Source organism: Roseovarius sp. ZX-A-9 (genome assembly GCF_028369135.1).
Taxonomy (GTDB): domain Bacteria; phylum Pseudomonadota; class Alphaproteobacteria; order Rhodobacterales; family Rhodobacteraceae; genus Roseovarius.
In genome coordinates this window covers 123806-141758 of record NZ_JAPWHW010000006.1, presented here as the reverse complement: position 1 = coordinate 141758, position 17953 = coordinate 123806, and the positions used below count along the sequence as shown (strand labels likewise).

The window sequence follows — 17953 nt, the reverse complement described above, 5'->3', positions numbered from 1 at the left end:
CTGTTGACGATAATTGCGCGGTTTTTCCGCATTCCGGCGGCTGTACGGCCTGCCGCCACGCCACGGAGCCGTTCGGTCGGGCCTGCGCATGTTGGGCGCACGTCACGAAAACCCGTGATTCATGTTTTTCGCTCATGCTGGCACCCTCCCGTTTCCTCGACACGTTGCGGGCGGTGCGCGGATATAGCCCCATGGACAACCCGCCGCCTCTTGCCCTCTGCCGGGCAATGATGCGAAAATCGCCGCGATGATCTGCCGAACCCGGAGGGCGCATGACAGCCAGACTGACAGACCAGTTTCCGCCGCGCCGGGGCCGCACCCACGAGGTTCAAGGACCGGGGGCCATCGGCTTTGCGCTGGCGCTGGCCGGGCGGCTGGGCGGGGTTGTGCTCTGGGTGATGCAGGGCTGGCAGGGGCGGCAACTGAACCCGGTGGGGGCGGCGGAATACCTTGATCCGCAGCGCCTGCTGATTGCCAGAACCCGCGACGAGGCCGAGACGCTGGCCGTCGCCGAAGAGGCGCTGCGCGCAGGGGCGGTGACGCTGGTGGTGATGGAACTGACCCAGCCGCTGGGGCTGACACCGGGGCGGCGGTTGCAACTGGCCGCCGAGACCGGGCGCAGCACGGGCCTGTGCCTGATGCCCGAGGGGGTGGGCAGCAATGCGGCCGAAACCCGCTGGTACACTGCGCCGGTTTTCGACGCGGCGGACTCGACTCTGATGCGGTGGGAGATTACCAAGAACAAATCAGGAACATTAGCAGCATGGGATGTCCGCTGGGATGCCGAGACGCATCGTGTCATTGTGGTTTCCGAGGCTGGCGAGCGACCGGGTGTTGCGGGCGCAGCCGGTTGATGGCCCTTTTGCGCTGACCCTGCGGCAGGGCAATACCGAGCGTCTTTATTGTTTGAACCCGGCGGGGCTGCGGCAGGGGTTGACGCCCGGCATGCCCGCCTCGGATGCGCGCGCCTTCTGTCCCGATTTGCAGAGCCGTCCGGCAGAGCTGTCGCGCGACACCCGTTTCCTGCACGCGCTGGCGCGCTGGGCCGGGCGATATTGTCCGTGGGTCGGCCTGGACGGGCGTGACGGGCTGGTGCTGGATGTCAGCGGTACGGTGCATCTGTGGGGCGGGCAGGAAAGCGCGATGATCGCCGACATGCGCCAGCGGCTGACGCGCGCGGGGCTGGCGGTGCGCATCGGGGTTGCGGACACGCGCGGCGCCGCCTGGGCGCTGGCGCATTACGCCGAAGGGATCGCGCCACCGGGGGCCGCGTCCGAGACGCTGAAGCCGCTGCCGGTCGAGGCGCTGCGCATCGAAGCCAAGGCGGCGCTGGCGCTGCAACGCCTGGGGGTGCGCAGCATCGGCGATCTGATGGCGCTGCCGCGCGGCACGGTCAGTCGCCGCCTTGGGCCGGGCGTGCTGATGCGGCTCGATCAGGCGCTGGGCGCGCGCGGCGAGCAGGTCTCGCCCCTGGCCGAGCCGCCGCATTACGGGGTGCGCATGACGCTGCCCGATCCCATCGGCCTCAGCGCCGATGTGATGGCGGGGGCCAAACGCCTGCTGGAACGGCTCTGCGCGCGGCTCAAGGAAAACGAGATGGGCGCGCGGGTGCTGTGCCTGACGCTGCGCCGGGTCGATCAGGAAAGCCAACAGGTTGAACTGCGCCTCGCGCGCCCCTTGCGCGATGTGGCGCGTATCCTGCCGTTCTTCGAGCGCGGGGTCGGGCAGGTCGATGCGGGCTACGGGATTGACCTGCTGCGGCTGGAGGCGACGCAGGTCGAGCCATTGCCGACCGAACAGATTGCCCATATGCGCGGCCCCGAGGATGGCGCGCTGGAGGATCTCATCACCCGTCTCGGCACCCGGATCGGGCTGGAGAATATCCAGCGCTTCCTGCCCGCCGACAGCCATATCCCCGAGCGCAGCTTTCTCATCGCACCGGCCGCCTGGTCGCGGGCGCAAGGCCCGTGGGTGGCGCTGCGCCCGCGCCCGGTGCAACTGTTCGCGCCTGAACCCATCGGGGCCACGGGCGCGCGCCCGCCGCGGCATTTCCGCTGGCGGCGCATGGCGCTGACTACGCAGCGCGCCACCGGGCCAGAGCGGATCGCGCCGGAATGGTGGCTGGAGGATGACGGCTGGCGGCGGGGTCTGCGCGACTATTGGAAGGTGGACACCGCGCAGGGGCGGCGGCTGTGGCTGTTCCATACACCACAAGATCCCGGCTGGTTCGTGCAGGGGGAATTCGCATGAAAGATCCGCTGCAAACCACCACCCCCGCCGACATCGCCGCACCCGGCTATGCCGAGCTCTGCGTGACCAGCAATTTCACCTTCCTCACCGGAGCCTCGCACCCCGAGGAGCTGATGACCCGCGCCGCAGAACTGGGGCTGGAGGCGATCGCCATCACCGACCGCAATTCGCTGGCTGGGGTGGTGCGTGCCTATGCAGCGCTGAAAGAGCTGCGGCGCGAGGCCGACGAGGTGCATATCCGCTCGCACAGGCAGATCGACGCCAGCTCACGCCAGCGCATTGCCGCGGAACGCACCATGACCCGGCCCTCTGGTCCCCGTCTGCCGCGTCTGATCGTGGGCTGCCGTCTGGTGCTGGAGGATTGCCCGGTGCACTGGATCGCCCTGCCGCAGACCCGCGCCGCCTATCAGCGGCTCTCGCGCCTTCTGACTCTGGGCAAGCGGCGGGCGGAGAAGGGGGGCTGTCTGCTGACACTCAAGGACCTGCTGGAGGGCGCGCGGGGCATGATCCTGATCGCCTTGCCACAGGGCGAGCCGGACGAGCATGACGTGGCCGAGCATATCCGCGCCGTGCTGCGCCGCTATCCGGCCCATGTCTTTCTGGGGGCGGCGCCACGCTATGACGGATCGGATCAGGCTTACTTGCGCCGCTGTGCGCAGTTGGCGCACAGGACGGCAGCGCCGATGGTGGCGGTGGGCGATGTGCTGATGCACCGCGCGCACAGACGGCAACTGGCCGATGTGCTGACCTGTATGCGCGAACATATCGTCATCGACGATATCGGCACCCGCGCGCTGCCCAATGCCGAACGGCGGCTGAAAGGGGCGGGCGACATGGCCCGCGTCTTTCGGGATCATCCCGCCGCCCTGCGCCGCACGGTCGAGATCGCGGCGCGGTGCAGTTTTTGCCTCAGCGAATTGAGTTACGAGTATCCCGATGAGGTTTCGGGCGATGAACCGCCACAGGCGCGGCTGATCCGTTTGACAGAAGAGGGGATCAAGCGGCGCTACCCCGAGGGCATCCCCGATAAATACCGCGCCATGGTGGACAAGGAACTGGCGCTGGTCGAGGACCTCGGCTTTGCTGCCTATTTCCTGACCGTGCACGACATCGTGCAATATGCACGCAGCATCGGCATCCTGTGTCAGGGGCGCGGATCGGCGGCCAATTCGATCCTGTGCTACGCGCTGGGGATCACCGATGTAGGCCCCGATCAGATCACCATGGTGTTCGAGCGCTTCGTCTCCAAATATCGCGGTGAGCCGCCGGATATCGACGTGGATTTCGAACATGAGCGGCGCGAGGAAGTGATCCAGCATATCTATGCGCGCTACGGTCGCCACCGCGCGGGCCTTTGTGCCACGGTGATTCATTTCCGCTCCCGCGCGGCGATCCGCGAAGTGGGCAAGGTGATGGGCCTTTCCCAGGACGTGACGGCAGGGCTGTCCAGCCAGATATGGGGCATGTCGAACGGCGGCGCGGATGTGGACCGCATCCGCGAACTGGGGCTGGACCCTGAAGAACGCAGGCTGGCGCAGACCCTGAAGCTCATTCAGGACCTCATCGGCTTTCCTCGCCATCTCAGCCAGCATGTCGGCGGCTTTGTCATCACCAAGGGGCGGCTGGACGAGCTGTGCCCGATCGAGAACGCGGCGATGGAGGACCGCACCGTGATCGAGTGGGACAAGGACGACATCGACACGCTGGGCATCCTCAAGGTCGATATCCTCGGGCTGGGCATGCTGACCTGCATCCGCAAATGCTTTGACCTGCTGGCCCTGCACGAACGCATCGATCTGAGCATTGCCAGCGTCCCGCAGGCAGATACAGCCACCTACGATATGCTCTGCGTGGCCGATGCGGTGGGCGTCTTTCAGGTAGAGAGCCGGGCACAGATGAATTTCCTGCCCCGCATGCGCCCGCGTGAATTCTACGATCTGGTGATCGAGGTGGCCATCGTCCGGCCCGGCCCCATTCAGGGCGGCATGGTGCATCCCTATATCAACCGCCGCCAAGGGCGCGAGAGTGTCGAGTTTCCCTCTGACGCGCTGCGCGAGGTGTTGGGCAAGACGCTGGGCGTGCCGCTGTTTCAGGAGCAGGCGATGCAGATCGCCGTGGTCGCCGCCGGGTTCACCCCCGAAGAGGCCGACCGCCTGCGCCGCAGCCTTGCCACCTTTCGCAAGATGGGCACGATCAGCACGTTCCGCGACCGCTTCGTCAATGGCATGCTGGAGCGCGGCTATGAAGCGGAGTTTGCCGAGCGGTGCTTTGGCCAGATCGAGGGGTTCGGTGAATACGGCTTTCCCGAAAGCCACGCGGCGGCCTTTGCGCTCTTGGTTTATGTCTCGGCCTGGCTGAAGCGGCATCACCCGGCGATCTTTGCCTGCGGGTTGCTGAATTCACAGCCGATGGGGTTCTATGCGCCCGCGCAGATCGTGCGCGACGCGCGCGAACACCAGATCGAGGTGCGGCCCATCTGCGTCAATGCCAGCGACTGGGACAACACGCTGGAGCGGCGCGCGGATGGTGCCTTGGCGTTGCGGCTGGGGTTCCGGCAGATCAAGGGGCTGCGCGAAGAGGATGCGGGCTGGATCGTTGCGGCGCGCGGCAATGGCTATCCCGACCCCGAGGCGCTGTGGCTGCGCGCGGGCGTGGGCCCCGCCACGCTGGAACGGCTGGCAGAAGCGGATGCGTTCACCGGCATGGGGCTCAGCCGCCGCGATGCGCTCTGGCAGGTCAAGGCGATCCGCGGCCAGCAGCCCTTGCCGCTGTTCAATGACCAGATCGAAGGCGAGGGGATCAAGGAGCCGGACGTGGTGCTGCCGCCGATGCATCTGGGCGAAGAGGTGGTGGAGGATTACGTGGCGATGCGCCTTACGCTGCGCGCGCACCCGATGGAGCTGCTGCGCCCCGCGCTGCCCGGTCTCACGCCGCATGCGGAGCTGGCCGAGGCCCCGCTGGCCCGTACTTGCGTCTGCGGGCTGGTGATCACCCGGCAGCGGCCCGGCACCGCGTCGGGCGTGATTTTCCTGACGCTGGAGGACGAAACCGGCGTGTGCAACGTGGTGGTCTGGCCCAAGATGTACGAGGCCAACCGCCGCGCGGTGATGGGCGGGCGGCTCTTGCGCATAACGGGCTATCTGCAGCGCGAGGGGATCGTCGTGCACCTGATTGCGCAAAAGGTCGAGGATGTCTCGCATTGCCTTGCCCAGCTTGGACACCCGATGGATGAGGCCGTGGGCGTGACCGCGCCTGCCGCGGATGATGCGCCCCGCCCGGCGCGCCAGCCCGCCCGCGCGATGCATCCGCGCGATCAGGCCAAGCGGTTGTTTCCCAGTCGGGATTTCCACTGAGCCGGGGAGGAAACCCTGCCGGACGGCCCTCCTGCGAAAATTTGCGGGATATCCGCGCGTCGCAGCGCAACGCTCTTGCCATGAGGCCGCGCCCGCCTATGATCGAAACCGAAGGACACGAAGGGGAGGACAATCGCATGGACATGACCGGCGAACACCGAATCGCGGCACCACGGGCCGAAGTCTGGGCGGCACTGAACGATCCCGAGGTCCTCAAGGCCTGCATTCCGGGCTGTCAGGAGCTGGAGAAAACCTCGCCCACCACGATGGAGGCCAAGGTTGTTCAGAAGATCGGCCCGGTGAAGGCAACCTTTACCGGCGCTGTCGAGCTGGTGAACATCAACGCGCCAGAAAGCTACACCATTCAGGGCGAGGGCAAGGGCGGCGTTGCGGGCTTTGCCAAGGGGGCGGCGGATGTGCACCTGGCCGAGGACGGCGACGAGACCATCCTGACCTATGACGTTCGCGCCACCGTGGGCGGCAAGCTGGCGCAGCTTGGCAGCCGGCTGGTTGCGTCGACGGCCAAGAAACTCGCAGCGAAATTCTTTGACAATTTTCATGACCATTTGACCAACGTGACCCCGCCAGAAGCATAAGCTGCAGGGGCTATGATACACGCGTGCGAAGCACGCTCGCCAATCCAGGGAGGACCCAGATGACAAACGTAAAGATGAAAGTGAACGGCAAGACGGTCGCGAGGGAGGTGCCGGACGAAACCCTGCTGTCGGAATTCCTGCGCGAGCATCTGCGCCTGACCGGCACCCATATCGGCTGTGACACCAGCCAATGCGGCGCCTGCGCGGTGCATGTGAACGGCAAGATGGTCAAGGCCTGCACGGCGCTTGCCGTGTCGCTGGAAGGCGCGGAAGTGACGACCATCGAGGGGCTGGCCAATGGCGAACTGCACCCGATGCAGGTGGCATTCCACGACAACCACGGGCTGCAATGCGGGTTCTGCACGCCGGGCATGATCATGGCCGGGGTCGACATGGTGAACCGGTACAAGGCCGAGGGCCGCGAGCTGACATCAGAGGCGATCCGCCACGAGCTGGAAGGCAATATCTGTCGCTGCACCGGCTACCACAACATCGTGAAGTCTATCGAAGACGCCGCGGCAAAGATGTGAATGACGCAAGGGAGGAAATGACATGAGTTCTGGAATTGGCAAAAGCGTCAAACGCAAGGAAGACAAGCGATTCATCACCGGCAAGGGCCGCTATACAGATGATCACCGCATGGACAACCAGGCCTACGCGGCCTTCGTCCGCAGTTCGCACGCGCATGCAAGGGTCAAGGGGATCGACGCGTCGGCAGCACGCGAGATGCCGGGAGTCATCGACGTTCTGGACGGCCATCAGCTGACCGCAGACGGGATCGGCAACATCATCTGCGGCTGGGCCATTACCTCGAAGGATGGCAGCCCGATGAACATGGGCGCCTGGTCGGCGCTCGCCACTGAAAAAGTGCGCTATGTGGGCGACGCCGTGGCCGTCGTCATTGCAGAAACGCAATCGCAAGCCCGCATCGCCGCCGAAGCGGTAGAGGTCGATTACGAAGAACTGCCCGTGGTCGCGCATGTGGCCAAGGCCGGCGCCGAGGGCGCGCCGCAGATCCACGACAACGCGCCGGGCAACCTGATCTACGACTGGGAGCTGGGCGACGAGGCCGCAACGGACAAGGGGCTGGCAGAGGCCGCGCATGTCACCACGCTCGACGTGACGCAGAACCGCTTGTCGCCAAACCCGATGGAGCCGCGCTCGGCCATTGCCACATATGACGACGCCGAAGAGCATTACACGCTCTACACCACAAGCCAGAACCCGCATGTGGCGCGTCTGGTGCTGTCGGCCTTCTACAACGTCGCGCCGGAACACAAGCTGCGGGTGATCGCGCCCGACGTGGGCGGCGGCTTCGGGGCCAAGATCTATATCTATCCCGAAGAGATCACCTGCCTCTGGGCCTCGATGAAAACCAATCGCTCGATCAAGTGGACATCGGATCGGGGCGAGGCGTTCATGACCGATGCGCATGCGCGCGATCACGTCACGACTGCCAAGATGGGGTTCGACAGCGACGGCAAGATCACCGGCTTCAAGATCGACACGATTGCCAATCTTGGCGCCTACATGTCGCTCTTTTCCAGTTCGGTGCCGACCTATCTCTATGCGCCGCTGATGTCCGGGCAGTACCAGATGGAGAACATCTACTGCAACGTGAAGGCCTATTACACCAACACCGTTCCCGTTGATGCCTATCGCGGGGCCGGGCGGCCCGAGGCCACCTATCTGGTCGAACGGATGATGGAGACCGCCGCGCGCGAGATGGGGATGGACCCGGCAGAGTTGCGGCGGCGTAACTTCATCACCGAATTCCCGCACCAGACACCGGTATTGATGCAATACGATGCGGGTGATTTCCACACCATCCTTGATAAGGCGCAAAAGGCGGCCGATGTTGCGGGCTTCCCCGCACGCAAGGCCGAAGCGGCATCGCGCGGCAAGCTGCGCGGTCTGGGCTATTCGACCTTCATCGAGGCCTGCGGGCTGGCGCCCTCCAAGGCGGCGGGCTCGCTCGGGGCGGGCGTTGGCCTGTGGGAATCCGCCGAAGTGCGGGTGAACCCGGTGGGCACCGTCGAGATCCTGACCGGTAGCCACAGCCACGGGCAGGGGCACGAGACCACCTTTGCGCAGATCGTTGCCGACAGGTTCGATATCCCCGTCGAGAACGTGCAGATCGTGCACGGCGACACCGACAAGGTGCAGTTCGGCATGGGCACCTACGGTTCCCGCTCTGCGCCTGTCGGCATGTCGGCCGTGGTCAAGGCGATGGACAAGGTCGAGGCCAAGGTGCGCAAGATCGCGGCCCATACGCTGGAGGCCAGCGAGGACGATATCGTCATCGAGGGTGGCCAGGTGAAGGTCGCGGGCACCGACAAGGCGATGGCCTGGCACGAAGTCGGGCTGGCGGCCTATATCGCCCACAACCTGCCGGACGGGATGGAGCCGGGCCTGAAGGAAACCGCGTTCTTTGACCCGGTCAACTTCTCGTTCCCCTCGGGGGCGTTCATCTGCGAAGTCGAGGTTGATCCCGAGACCGGACATACAGAGGTCGTCAATTTCACCTCGGCTGACGATTTCGGCACCATCATCAACCCGATGATCGTCGAAGGGCAGGTGCATGGCGGTGTCACGCAAGGCATCGGGCAGGCGCTGCTCGAACAGGTGATCTATGACGAGGATGGTCAGCTTCTGACCGGATCCTACATGGATTACACCATGCCGCGCGCGGCCGACGTGCCGTTCTTCAGCGTTCAGCATCACGAGACGCCCAGCCCCAACAACCCGCTGGGTGTGAAAGGGTGCGGTGAGGCGGGGGCCATCGGTGCGCCGCCCGCAGTGATCAACGCGATCACCGATGCGATCGGCACCAATGATCTGGCGATGCCGGCCACACCACTGGCCGTCTGGCGCGCGCTGCAAGCCGCGTCCAAACCCATCGCGGCAGAGTAAGGAGGAGACAGAAGATGTATCCCGTAAAATATCACAAACCGAATACCATCGACGACGCTGTTGCCGCCCTCGCGGCGGGCGAAGAGGCGATGGTTCTGGCCGGTGGGCAGACATTGCTGGCGACGATGAAACAACACCTCGCCTCGCCCAGCGATCTGGTGGACATCCGCGGTATCGACGGCATGGTGGGAGCCTGCATTGACGGTGACACACTGGTCATCGGTGCGGCAACCACCCACGCCGAAGTGGCGGGCAGCGCCGTTGTGCGCAAGCATTGTCCGGGCCTTGCAGCACTCGCTGGCAACATCGGCGATCCGGCGGTGCGCAACATGGGCACGATCGGCGGGTCACTGGCCAACAACGATCCGGCGGCGTGTTACCCTTCGGCCATGTTGGCGCTGGGGGCCACCATCGTGACCAACACGCGGCAGATCAGCGCCGATGACTATTTCCAGGGCATGTTCGCTACCGCGCTGGAAGAGGGCGAAATCATCACCTCGGTCCGCGTTGATGCGCCAGCCAAAGCGGCCTATGCCAAGTTCGCCCAGCCCGCATCGCTCTTTGCGCTGGTCGGTGTCTTTGTCGCTGACGGCCCGCATGGTGTGCGTGTCGCCGTGACCGGCGCAGGGGACGATGGCGTGTTCCGGCACGCCGGGCTGGAGGCGGCGCTGGCGTCTGACTGGTCGGCAGGGGCGCTGGACAGTGTCGATGTCTCTGAAGACGGTCTGATTTCGGACATACACGGATCCGCTGATTACCGTGCGCATCTGATCAAGGTCATGGCAAAACGCGCCGTCGCGGCGGCATAGAAAGCCGGGCCATCGGGGCCGATTGCTCCGGTGGTTCCTGCCAGCCACAATGCGTGCCCCATGCAAGGGAGTCTTGTCCCTTGCATGGGGCGCAACGTTTTGTGGTAGATTGCCCCAGTCGTAACCTGCTGCTGCCGGAGCAACCTGCATGAAACGCACCGCATTCTGGAAACAGGCCATTCTATCGGCGATGCTGCTCGCAGGTGCGGCGCTGGGCTGGCAGAACCGTGCCGAACTGGGCGCGCTCTGGGCGTCCTTCGGTGCCGAACCCGGTCAGGGTGGGGGGGTGGTGTCTACCTCTAATGCCGCGCCGGTGATCGTGGATCAGGTGCGCCTAATGCGCGACGATCTGACATTTTCAGCCATAGGTACCGGTTTTGCGCTCAAGTCGGTGACATTGCGCGCACCGTCCACGGGCGAGATCGTTGAATTCAACATTGCGCCGGGGCGCAAGTTCCGGACCGGCGATGTCCTGCTGCGCTTGAAGGACATCGATCAGCGCCTTGCTGTCGCGCTCGCCGAGGCACGGCTTGCGCAGGCCACCTTGGCGCAGGACAGGTACAGCCGCCTGCAAGACAGCGGAGTCGCGGCTGCGGCCCGGATGGAGGAAGTGCAGACCACCTATGAGGTCGCCACCATCGAACTGGAAAAGGCAAAGGCGGATCTCGATGACCGTGTGCTGCGCGCGCCGTTCGACGGGGTGGCGGGCCTTGCCACGGTCGAGAAAGGCGAACGCGTCAACGAGGCCGAGGTGGTCGCCAGCTACGACGACCGCAGCCAGATTCTGGTGGAATTCGACCTGCCCGAGGCGCTGCTGTCGCGGGTCTCACCCGGCCTCGCGGTGTCGGCCAGCACGCCGTCGATGGAGCGCCAGCAATTCGCAGGTACGATCACCGCCATCGACAGCCGCATCGCTGCTGTTACCCGAACCGCGCGGGTGCGCGCCGCCATCGACAATAGCGACGACAAGTTCCGCCCAGGTGCCTCCTTTGCCCTGACGCTTGATCTGCCCGGCCCGACCTACCCATCGGTGCCGGAACTGGCGCTGCAATTCTCGCGCGGTGCGCTGCATGTCTGGCGCGTGAACGATGGTATCGCCGAGCCCGTCGAGCTGCGCATGGTGCGCCGCCGTGCGGGGCGTGTGATCGTCGAGGGGCCGCTTGACGAAGGCGATGCGGTGGTCGTCGAAGGCACGCAGCGCCTACGGCCCGGAATCGCGGTGAATGTGCTGAATGCGCGCGGGGATGGCAGCTCATGATGATCGGTGGCCGCGGCATCAGCGAACTCAGCGTGCGCCGCCCATACATGGCGGCGGTGATGAGCCTGCTGATCGTGATCGCGGGGATCGGTGCGCTCTTTGGCGTCGAAGTGCGCGAATTGCCCGATGTGGATCGCCCGGTGGTGTCTGTGCGCGCCAACTATCCCGGCGCGTCGCCAACCACCGTCGATGCCGAGGTCGCGTCCTTGATCGAAGGCGCCGTGGCGCGCGTTGCGGGTGTTGAGGGGGTGCGAACCTCGTCGGAGGAAGGCAATGTTCGCATGCGGGTAGAGTTCAACCCGGACCGTGATCTGGCCACCGCGTCGAACGACGTACGCGAGGCGGTCAGCCGGATCGAGAACCGCCTGCCGGCCGGCGTCGAAGACCTCTTTGTGGTCAAATCCGAACAGAACGCCAATCCGATCATGGACATAGCGGTATGGAGCGACACCCGCTCGATCGACGCCCTGACGCGGCTGGTAGAAGATGCCATCGCGACCGAATTCACTGCCGTCGATGGCGTGGCCGAAGTGGTGTTGTTTGGCGACCGAAAGCGGGTGATGCGGGTCGAGGTCCGGCCGGACCGGCTGGCCGCGTTCGGGCTGTCGATCGGCGAGGTGGCCGATGTGCTGCGCGCGGCGCAGTTCGATGTGCCGGTGGGCAGTTTTACCTCTGGCCCGCTCGAGGTGCTGGTGCGCGCCGATGCCACCGTGGCCGACCCCAAGCGGATCGAGGACCTGATGTTGCGCGACAAGGTGCGGATGGGCGATGTCGCAGAGGTCTATTTCAGCATGGCCACGGCCGACAGCATCGCCCGGCTGAACGGGCGGCAGGTGGTCAGCCTCGGGATCGTCCGGCAGGCACAATCGAACACGGTGCAGATATCGAACGATGTGCGCCGCGCCATCGGGCAGTTGCAGTTGCGCTTTCCCGATCTGGGTTTCCAGATCAGCAGCGACGACGCCGTATTCATCGAAGGCTCGATTGCCGAGGTGCTGAAGACGCTCGTGCTGGCGCTGGTGATCGTGATCGCGGTGATCTGGGTGTTTTTCGGGCAACTGCGCGCAACCCTCATTCCGGCGATCACCATTCCCATCGCGCTGATCGGGTCGGTCGCGGGGATCTGGCTGATGGGGTTCTCGATCAATCTGGTCACGCTTCTGGCGTTGGTGCTGGCGACCGGGCTGGTGGTGGACGATGCCATCGTCGTGACCGAGAACATCCAGCGCCGCCAACAGGACGGCATGGGCCCGCGCGCCGCGGCTGTCATCGGCTCGGGGCAGGTGTTCTTTGCGGTGATCGCCACGACGCTGACCTTGATCGCGGTCTTCGTGCCGATCTCGTTCCTGCCCGGAGACGCGGGGCGGCTCTTTACCGAGTTCGGCTTTGTCCTTGCGGTCACAGTGGCAATCTCGTCCTTCGTGGCGCTGACCATGTGCCCGATGCTGGCTTCGCGGGCGGGGCGGCTGGGGGCGGAAGACGGGCTGTTCATTGCCATTGGCCGCCCGATTGCCGCGCTCTATGCCGCGATGATCCGCCCGATGATTCGCGCGCCGCTGGTCACGCTGGTGGCCGCTGGCGTGCTGGCGGGTGGCGCGGCGCTGGTTTACGACGATCTCGGCGAAGAGCTGGTGCCGCCCGAGGATCGCGGCTTTGTCAACGTCTGGTTGCAGGGGCCGGACGGGACGGGCCTTGAATACACTGACCGGCAGGTGGTGCAGGTCGAGAACACCTTGCGGCCCTATGTCGAACAGGGCGTGGCGCAGGGCCTCTATTCGATCACCGGGCGCTATGACCTCAATCGCGGCAGCATCGGTTTGCGGCTGATACCGTGGCACGAGCGCGAGATCAGTCAGGCCGATATCGAGGCGGCGATCCGCAGCGATCTGAACGCATTGCCGGGCGCGCGGGCACAGGCATGGCCGGGCAACAGTCTGGGATTGCGCGGCGCATCGGGGGGCGGGATCAAGGTCGCGCTGCTGGGGCCGACCCATCCCGAAATTGCCGAGGCCGCCGATGATTTCGCCATCGCGCTGGAGAACGTGCCCGGCGTCTCGGGCATCCGCGTCCAGTATCAGGCGACCCAGCCGCAGCTGAGCATCGGGGTGGACCGCGAGCGCGCCTCGGATCTGCGCGTGCCGATGTCCACCCTGTCGGTGACGCTGCGGGCCTTGATTGACGAGGACGAGGTGGCAGAACTGACCATCGAGGACGAGGCGGTGCCGATCCTGCTGCAATCGGCGGCTGGGGCCGTGCGCGACCCGGTCGATCTGATGAACCTCTATGTGCGCTCGGAAGATGGCAATCTGGTGCCGCTCAGCCAGATCGTGACCCTTGAGGAAAAAGGCGTTGCGGCAGAGTTGGACCGCCATGCGCAGCGTCGCGCCATCGAGATCGACGCATCGGTGGCACCCGAGATCACGCTGCGCGAAGTGATGGAAGAGGTGCGTGCGCTGGCGCAACAGACATTGCCGGACGGTATCAGCCTGATATTTCTTGGTGAGGCCGCGTCGCTGGACGAGACGTCCTCGGCGATGACGATCACCTATGTAATCGCGCTGCTGGTGGTCTTTCTGGTGCTGCTGGCACAGTTCGAAAGCGTGACCAGCGCGCTGGTGGTGATGACGACCGTTCCGTTTGGCGTATGTGCAGCGATCTATGCCTTGATGCTGACCGGCACGACGATCAACATCTACAGCCAGATCGGGGTACTGATGCTGATCGGGGTGATGGCCAAGAACGGCATCCTGCTTGTGGAATTTGCCGACCAGCTGCGCGATCGGGGCCTGTCGGTGGCCGATGCCGCCTTTGATGCGGCGCGCGCCCGGTTGCGGCCCATCTCGATGACGTTGATCTGCACGGTGATGTCGGGGCTGCCGCTGATCCTTGGCACCGGGCCGGGGGCAGAGGCGCGCGCGGCCATCGGCTGGGTGATTGTCGGCGGGCTGGGGCTGGCGGCGGTGTTCACGCTCTTTCTGACACCTGCGGCCTATGCGCTGGTCAGCGGGTTGTCGCAGTCACGAGCATCAAGCGGCGAGGCGCTGGAAGAAGAACTGCGCGCCGTGGCAAACGGCGAGCCTGCTGAGTAGCACATAGATCGCAGGGATAAATTCAGCGCGGCAGTGAACGGCAGGGCATGTTTTCCGGATATGCTCAAACCCCTTGTTTTGCGACCGATTTCGCGAGAAGCTCGACTGAACAGCAGTTCAATGGGTGGCTTCATGACCGACGACGATCTTTACGACCAGCTGCATATCGACTTTCTCGAGGAGCTCTGGGGCGAGGGCTATCTGTCGCCGGGCGGTGCGGATGAGGTGGCGCGGGTCATTGATGGCGTCGATCTGACGGGGCGGCATGTGCTCGATATCGGCTGCGGTTCTGGCGCCATCGCGCTGGAACTGGTGCGGACCCACGGTGTCGGCCACGTGACCGGTATCGATGTCGAGGATCCGGTGTGCCTCGCGGCGCGGCAACGGGCAGAGGCTGCCGGGCTGACAGACCGGGTTACGATCCAGAAGGTGACGCCGGGGCCACTTCCTTTTGCGGATGGCACGTTCGATGTGGTGTTTTCCAAGGATTCCATCATCCACATCCCGGACAAGGAAACGCTGGCGATGGATGCGTTTCGCGTGTTGAAGCCGGGCGGCATGTTCGCCGCTTCGGACTGGCTGATTTCGCATGACGAGGCACCGTCGCCCGAGATGACGCGTTACATCGCCGCCGAGGCGCTGGAATTTGCCATGGCGTCGCCCGCGCGCTACGCGGCGGCAATGCAGGACGCAGGGTTCACGGATGTTGAACTGGTCAATCGCAACCCCTGGTACGCCGAGGTCGCGCGCGCGGAACTGGAAAGCCTTGCAGGCTCTGACCGCGCGAAGTGGGAGGCGCGCTATGGCGCGGATTTCATCGCCGAACAGATCAGGACATGGCAGGCGATGATGCCGGTGCTGCAATCGGGCGAGCATTGCCCGCATCACATCCGTGGCCGAAAACCGGCATGATCACACCGCTGACAGCCGATGCATTGGTGCTGGACACGCCGCGCCTGCGCCTGCGGCCCTATTCGCCGCTGGACATAGATATCGCGTGCGCAGTGCTGTGTGATCCGGAAGTGACAAAATTCGTCTGTGATACGGCCACGCCGGAAGCCGTCGCAAAGATCATGCTGCAGATCACCCGGCGCGGGGCGGGTGGGCGGGTCGGCATGTGGTGCGCCGAATTGCGCGACACCGGCGAAAAGGTGGGCGATGGCGTTCTGACGCCGATTCCGGTCGAGGGCACTGAAACCGATTGGGCAAAACTGGTGCCGGAAGCCTATCCCGACGATCCGATCGAAGTGGGCTACATGCTCAAACGCAGCGCCTGGGGGCAGGGTTATGCCACCGAGATTTGCGCGCGCCTGCTGCGTTTTGCGTTCGAGGCCACCACGCTTGATCAGGTGGTGGCCTGCACGGACCCGGATAATGCCGCATCCCAACGGGTGTTACTGAGATGCGGCATGCGCGATTGCGGCACAGGGCGCGCCTATGCCGAAGAGCTGCCGTGGTTCGAGATCACCCGCGCCGAATGGTGCGCCGCTCAGGCGTCGAACCAGTAACCGTCGGGATCGTCCGGGTAGACGCCCAGATACGGCCCATGCGCCTGATAGCCCATCAGGCGGCGGACATGTTCGGGGTAGGCGTCTGCCTTTTCACGGGGCACGGACAGATACATGTTTTCTTCCTGCCGCAGCCAGCCCAGCGAATAGGTGGTGATCAGGCCGGTGCGCGGGGCGTCGCTTTCATTCTTGCCGCCGCCATGCACCGCGCCGCCGAGGTAGAACAGGACAGACCCGCGCGGCATCACGGCCTGCGTCACGTCCGTCTCGGGGATATCGGCGATCTTGCGCAGGTCTTGGGATCCGGGCACCACGCGGGTTGCGCCGTTTTCCAGCGTGAAGTCCGTCAGCGCCCACATGGCGGAAATCTGGAACTCCACGCCGGGGATGCGAATGGGATAGAAATCATCGTCTCGGTGCAACTGCTGGCCGCCTTCACCGGGGTGAATTTCGATCGCGGTGGAACTGCCCAGTCGGTAGTTGGTGCAGTGGCGTTTCAGCACGCGGTCGGCAACCCCCATCACCAATGGATGCGCGATCAGGTCCGCCGACGCGGTGCTGTAGGCCAGGATGCTGGCCAGACGGCGCGTCTTGTACCCGTTGAAGTCATTGGCGAACTTGTCGCCCTGCTCCTCGAACGGCGCATCGAAATCCGCCAGTATCTGATCCAGCAGAGCAGGCTCCGCCAGGTTTTCCACGATCACCGCGCCATCCTTCAGCAGGGTTTCTGCCACGCTGGCCGGGTCGTTCTTCAGTCTCTTGATATCAACCATTGTATTCTGCGCTGAGCTTTTTCAGCCCCGCCTCCATGATGTCGAACATATCGTCAATTTCGTCTTTGGTGATGATCAGCGGCGGCGAGAAAACCGCCATATTGCCGGACGGGCGCAGCATCAGACCCATTTCCTCACAGACCATGTCGAGCCGCGCGCCGAATTTCAGATGCGCATCGAACGTCTCTTGCGGCAGGTCCGGGCGGCATTCGATGCAACCCAGCAACCCCATGCCGCGCACGTCGCCGACGATATCGAAATCCTCGCCGATCTGTTTCAGCCGAGCCTGAAAATGCGGCGTGACCCGCAGTACATGGCCGAGGATATCCTCGTTTTCCATGATCTCGATATTCTTCAGGGCTGCGGCACAGCTGACCGGGTGGCCGGAATAGGTGTAGCCATTGTAGAAGACCTCCTCGCCGGCCGGGGCCTCCATCCGTTTCAGTAATGCGTCGGACATGATGCAGGCCCCCAGCGGCAGATAACCCGAGGTCAGCCCCTTGGCGCAGGTGATCATGTCCGGCACGATGCCGAACACGTCCTCTGACGCGAACCAGTGGCCAAGGCGGCCAAACCCTGTCACCACCTCGTCCGAGATATAAAGGATGTCATGCTTGCGGCAGATATCCAGTGTCCGCTTGTGATAGCCGGGCGGGGGCACGATCACTCCACCCGAACACAGGATCGGCTCGGCGATGAACGCGCCGATATTGTCGGCCCCCTCTGTCTCGATCATCGCTTCCAGATCACCGACCTTCTGATCGCACCACTGCTCCAGCGTCATGCCTTCGGGCCGCCCATAGGGGTTCACATCCGGCAAGAAGCGCACCAGATCGCTGGCGTTGTCGAACTTGGTATTGAACCGTTCCTTGCCCGTAACCGTCGAGGCAAGGTAGGTCGAACCGTGATAGCCCTTCTCACGGGCGAGGATCAGCTTCTTGTCCGGGCGGCCAAGCCGGTTGTTATAGAACTGCACGGTGCGCAGCGCGGTATCGACCGCGGTCGAGCCACCGGTGGTGAAAAACACGTTATTCAGGTCGCCCGGAGCAAGCTCGGCGATTTTGCGCGCCAGCACGGCGGCCGGTTCCGAGGTCGAAGACCACGGCGAGGCATAGGGCATTTCCATCACCTGTTTGGCGATGGCGTCGGCCATGTCCTGGCGACCATAGCCGATCTGCACGCACCACATGCCGCCCGGCCCGTCGATGAACCGCTTGCCGGTGCTGTCCCACAGATAGATGCCGCGCGCGGTGTTCACGCGCATGTAGTCGTCGCTGCGCCAACTGTCGGTGCTGGCCCAGGGGTGCAGGTGGTGATCGCGGTCCCATTCCGTCAGGTCGGTGTCGGTAGGGGTGTTCGCGGCGGCGGTTACTAACTCGGTCATTACTCTCTCCGGTTGGATCT

The 17953-nt window shown here is 64.6% G+C and carries 13 protein-coding genes; 11 read left to right on the top strand and 2 right to left on the bottom strand.

The features are described from left to right. The first annotated feature begins 272 nt into the window (after positions 1-272). From O3306_RS07920 to O3306_RS07870, 11 genes are all read left to right on the top strand, one after another. Positions 273-854: an ImuA family protein gene (locus O3306_RS07920; RefSeq protein ID WP_272005396.1), complete on the top strand. Its 582-nt coding sequence runs from the start codon at positions 273-275 to the stop codon at positions 852-854. Continuing rightward, positions 769-2250, top strand: coding sequence for a Y-family DNA polymerase (locus O3306_RS07915; RefSeq protein WP_442969986.1), 1482 nt, complete (start codon positions 769-771; stop codon positions 2248-2250). The genes O3306_RS07920 and O3306_RS07915 overlap by 86 nt, the downstream gene beginning before the upstream one ends. Further along, on the top strand, positions 2247-5603 hold the full coding sequence (locus O3306_RS07910; protein WP_272005391.1) for an error-prone DNA polymerase: 3357 nt from the start codon (positions 2247-2249) through the stop codon (positions 5601-5603). Before O3306_RS07915 ends, O3306_RS07910 begins: the two co-directional genes overlap by 4 nt. Before the next feature lie 98 nt (positions 5604-5701). Continuing rightward, on the top strand, positions 5702-6199 hold the full coding sequence (locus tag O3306_RS07905) for a CoxG family protein (protein ID WP_334312344.1): 498 nt from the start codon (positions 5702-5704) through the stop codon (positions 6197-6199). Positions 6200-6258: 59 nt separating this feature from the next. Continuing rightward, entirely contained in the window at positions 6259-6729 is a 471-nt protein-coding gene (locus O3306_RS07900; RefSeq protein WP_272005388.1) for a (2Fe-2S)-binding protein, read from the top strand. Between the two features lie 22 nt (positions 6730-6751). After that, positions 6752-9112: a xanthine dehydrogenase family protein molybdopterin-binding subunit gene (locus O3306_RS07895; RefSeq protein WP_272005387.1), complete on the top strand. Its 2361-nt coding sequence runs from the start codon at positions 6752-6754 to the stop codon at positions 9110-9112. A 14-nt stretch (positions 9113-9126) separates the two neighbouring features. Then, entirely contained in the window at positions 9127-9921 is a 795-nt protein-coding gene (locus tag O3306_RS07890; RefSeq protein ID WP_272005385.1) for an FAD binding domain-containing protein, read from the top strand. Between the two features lie 148 nt (positions 9922-10069). Then, positions 10070-11179: an efflux RND transporter periplasmic adaptor subunit gene (locus O3306_RS07885; RefSeq protein ID WP_272005382.1), complete on the top strand. Its 1110-nt coding sequence runs from the start codon at positions 10070-10072 to the stop codon at positions 11177-11179. Beyond that, positions 11176-14268: an efflux RND transporter permease subunit gene (locus O3306_RS07880; RefSeq protein WP_272005379.1), complete on the top strand. Its 3093-nt coding sequence runs from the start codon at positions 11176-11178 to the stop codon at positions 14266-14268. The genes O3306_RS07885 and O3306_RS07880 overlap by 4 nt, the downstream gene beginning before the upstream one ends. Positions 14269-14400: 132 nt before the next feature. Continuing rightward, on the top strand, positions 14401-15180 hold the full coding sequence (locus O3306_RS07875; protein WP_272005377.1) for a class I SAM-dependent methyltransferase: 780 nt from the start codon (positions 14401-14403) through the stop codon (positions 15178-15180). Next, entirely contained in the window at positions 15177-15776 is a 600-nt protein-coding gene (locus tag O3306_RS07870) for a GNAT family N-acetyltransferase (protein WP_272005374.1), read from the top strand. The genes O3306_RS07875 and O3306_RS07870 overlap by 4 nt, the downstream gene beginning before the upstream one ends. On the opposite strand, the gene O3306_RS07865 is transcribed toward O3306_RS07870, so the two are convergent. Together O3306_RS07865 and O3306_RS07860 are read right to left on the bottom strand one after the other, a co-directional pair. Further along, the gene (locus O3306_RS07865) at positions 15758-16549 is read right to left on the bottom strand and encodes a phytanoyl-CoA dioxygenase family protein (RefSeq protein WP_272005371.1); all 792 of its coding nucleotides are present in this window, start codon (positions 16547-16549) and stop codon (positions 15758-15760) included. The genes O3306_RS07870 and O3306_RS07865 overlap by 19 nt on opposite strands. Further along, positions 16542-17933, bottom strand: coding sequence for an aminotransferase (locus O3306_RS07860; protein ID WP_272005368.1), 1392 nt, complete (start codon positions 17931-17933; stop codon positions 16542-16544). The genes O3306_RS07865 and O3306_RS07860 overlap by 8 nt, the downstream gene beginning before the upstream one ends. Positions 17934-17953: the final 20 nt, after the last annotated feature.

Coding starts and splice junctions, on each gene's coding strand:
- O3306_RS07920 (WP_272005396.1), top strand. CDS start 273: ATGACAGCCAGACTGACAGACCAGTTTCCGCCGCGCCGGGGCCGCACC.
- O3306_RS07915 (WP_442969986.1), top strand. CDS start 769: ATGTCCGCTGGGATGCCGAGACGCATCGTGTCATTGTGGTTTCCGAGG.
- O3306_RS07910 (WP_272005391.1), top strand. CDS start 2,247: ATGAAAGATCCGCTGCAAACCACCACCCCCGCCGACATCGCCGCACCC.
- O3306_RS07905 (WP_334312344.1), top strand. CDS start 5,702: ATGATCGAAACCGAAGGACACGAAGGGGAGGACAATCGCATGGACATG.
- O3306_RS07900 (WP_272005388.1), top strand. CDS start 6,259: ATGACAAACGTAAAGATGAAAGTGAACGGCAAGACGGTCGCGAGGGAG.
- O3306_RS07895 (WP_272005387.1), top strand. CDS start 6,752: ATGAGTTCTGGAATTGGCAAAAGCGTCAAACGCAAGGAAGACAAGCGA.
- O3306_RS07890 (WP_272005385.1), top strand. CDS start 9,127: ATGTATCCCGTAAAATATCACAAACCGAATACCATCGACGACGCTGTT.
- O3306_RS07885 (WP_272005382.1), top strand. CDS start 10,070: ATGAAACGCACCGCATTCTGGAAACAGGCCATTCTATCGGCGATGCTG.
- O3306_RS07880 (WP_272005379.1), top strand. CDS start 11,176: ATGATGATCGGTGGCCGCGGCATCAGCGAACTCAGCGTGCGCCGCCCA.
- O3306_RS07875 (WP_272005377.1), top strand. CDS start 14,401: ATGACCGACGACGATCTTTACGACCAGCTGCATATCGACTTTCTCGAG.
- O3306_RS07870 (WP_272005374.1), top strand. CDS start 15,177: ATGATCACACCGCTGACAGCCGATGCATTGGTGCTGGACACGCCGCGC.
- O3306_RS07865 (WP_272005371.1), bottom strand. CDS start 16,549: ATGGTTGATATCAAGAGACTGAAGAACGACCCGGCCAGCGTGGCAGAA.
- O3306_RS07860 (WP_272005368.1), bottom strand. CDS start 17,933: ATGACCGAGTTAGTAACCGCCGCCGCGAACACCCCTACCGACACCGAC.